The organism is Shewanella corallii (genome assembly GCF_023349125.1).
In the GTDB taxonomy this organism is placed as follows: Bacteria; Pseudomonadota; Gammaproteobacteria; order Enterobacterales; family Shewanellaceae; genus Shewanella; species Shewanella corallii.
In genome coordinates this window covers 1-2,998 of record NZ_JAKIKT010000021.1, presented here as the reverse complement: position 1 = coordinate 2,998, position 2,998 = coordinate 1, and the positions used below count along the sequence as shown (strand labels likewise).

1 protein-coding gene is annotated in these 2,998 nt (G+C 60.6%); it reads left to right on the top strand.

Annotated elements, in window-relative coordinates:
- Window positions 1–2,998: beta strand repeat-containing protein (locus tag L2725_RS23080; protein WP_428985317.1), on the top strand; the 2,998-nt coding region annotated here is incomplete at both ends.

Below are 2,998 nucleotides of genomic sequence, written 5' to 3'. Positions count from 1 at the left end.
CGGCGCACCGGCTGCGCCGACGGTCGAGATTACCGAAGATGCCAACGATGATGGTTACATCAACGATGGCGAGCTGGACGGTCAGGTGGACATCACCATCACGCTGGGCGCGGGTACGGCTGTGGGCGACACCATTGTGGTCACCGACCAGGATGGCACCGTCATCTTCTCCGGCCCTGTGACGCAGGAGATGCTGGATAACGGCCTTGACCTCAGCATTGACCCACCGGCCACCGGCACCGAGCTGGACATCACCGCCACCATTACTGACCCCGCGGGCAACAGCGCTGAAGGCAGCGACTCCGCCACCCTGGATTACGGCGTGGGCAGCGGCGCACCAAGTGCACCGACAGTGGTGATTACCGAAGATGCCAACAACGACGGCTACATCAATGATGCTGAGCTCGACGGTGACATCAACATCACCGTCACCCTGGGCGCGGGTACCGCGGTGGGCGATACCCTGATTGTGACCGACCAGGATGGCAATGAACTGTTTAACGGCACGGTGACTCAGGCCATGCTGGACAACGGTGTGCCGGTCACCATGACCGCCCCGGCCACCGGCACCACCATCACAGTGACCGCGACCGTGACTGACCCCGCGGGCAACACCGCCAATGGCAGCGACAGTGCGACACTGGATTACGGCGACAGCGCCCCTACTGCGCCAACTGTGGTCATCACCGAAGATGCCAACAATGACGGCTACATCAATGATGCCGAGCTTAATGGCCAGATAGACATTACCGTGACCCTGGGTGCAGGTACGGCTGTTGGCGATACCCTTATCGTCACTGACCAGGATGGCAATGAGCTGTTTAATGGCACTGTCACTCAAGCAATGCTGGATAATGGCTTATCAGTCTCTATGCCAGCCCCTGCCACAGGTACGACAGTGACTGTCACTGCCACCGTCACCGATCCGGCGGGTAACACCGCTAATGGTAATGACTCTGCCACCCTGGATTACGGCGCGGGCGGCGGCGCCCCTGCAGCACCGGTAGTGGAAATCACTGAGGATGCCAACAACGATGGCTACATTAACGACAGCGAACTCAGCGCCGATGGACTGGTGAACTTCACCGTAACCCTGGGCGCAGGCACTGCCGTCGGCGATACCGTGACCATTACCGATCAGGATGGTGCGGTTATCTTCTCCGGTCCCGTGACTCAGGATATGCTGGATAACGGCATCAGCTTAAGTGTGGATGCGCCAGCCAATGGTGAAAGTCTGACGATTACCGCCACGGTCACCGATCCGGCGGGCAACACCGCCAGCGGCGCTGACAGTGCCGTGCTCAATAGCGGTCCAACCGCGCCAACGGTCACCATTACCGAAGATGCCAACGACGATGGCTACATCAATGATACTGAGCTCAATGGTCAGGTGAACATCACCATCACCCTGGCCACTGGCACCGAAGTGGGTGACACCATTGAAGTGACCGACCAGGATGGCAACGTCATCTTCTCCGGCACCGTGACGCAAGACATGCTGGATAATGGTCTTGACCTGAGCATTGATCCGCCTGCTACCGGCACAGAGCTGGAGATTACTGCCACGGTCACCGACAGCGCCGGCAACAGCGCTGAAGGCACTGACTCCGCCACCCTGGATTACGGCGTGGGCACCGGTGCCCCGGCAGCGCCGACTGTGGTAATTGATGAAGATGCCAACAACGACGGCTACATCAACAACACTGAGCTCAGCGGCGACATCAATATCACCGTCACCCTGGGCGCGGGTACTGCGGTGGGCGATACCCTGATTGTTACCGACCAGGATGGCAATGAGCTGTTTAACGGCACCGTGACCCAGGCCATGCTGGATAACGGCGTGCCGGTCACCATGACCGCGCCAGCCACCGGCACCGCCATCAGCGTCACCGCCACGGTCACTGACCCGGCCGGTAACAGCGCCAATGGCTCTGACAGCGCCGTACTGGATTACGGCGTCGGTGCACCTGCTGCACCGACCGTCACCATCACCGAAGACAGCAATAACGACGGCACCATCAATGATGCCGAGCTGGACGGTCAGGTAAACATCACGGTGGCACTGGGCGCAGGTACGGCTGTGGGCGACACCATTGTGGTCACCGACCAGGATGGCAACACCCTGTTCTCCGGCCCGGTCACTCAGGACATGCTGGATAACGGTCTGGACCTGGCCATTGATGCGCCGGCGTCCGGCACCACACTGAACGTGACGGCCACCGTCACCGACCCTGCCGGCAACAGTGCCCAGGGCAGCGACTCGGCCCTGCTGGATTACAGCGGTAACCCACCGTCGCCATCGGCACCAACCGTGGTCATTACCGAAGATGCCAACAATGATGGCTACATCAATGATGGCGAGCTGTCCGGTCAAATCGACATTACCGTGACCCTGGGCAGCGGCACCGAAGTCGGTGACACCATTGAAGTGACTGACCAGGATGGCAACGTCATCTTCTCCGGCACCGTGACGCAAGACATGCTGGATAATGGTCTGGATCTCAGCATAGATCCGCCTGCCACCGGCACCAATCTGGTGGTCACGGCCACCGTCACCACGCCATCGGGCAACACTGCTGAGGGCTCAGACAATGCCACGCTGGATTACGGCTCAGGCAGCGGTGCCCCGGCGGCACCAACAGTGGTGATTACCGAAGATGCCAACAACGATGGCTACATCAATGATGCCGAGCTCAATGGCCAGATAGACATTACCGTCACCCTGGGGGCAGGCACGGCCGTGGGCGACACGCTTGTGGTGACCGACCAGGATGGCACCGTCATCTTCTCCGGCCCGGTCACGCAGGACATGCTGGATAACGGGCTTGACCTGAGCATTGACCCACCGGCCACCGGCACCGATTTGGTGGTCACCGCCACGGTCACCGACCCGGCTGGCAACAGCGCCGAGGGCTCAGACAACGCCACGCTGGATTACGGCTCAGGCAGCGGCGCACCGGCGGCACCGACGGTCACCATTACCGAAGATGCCAACAAC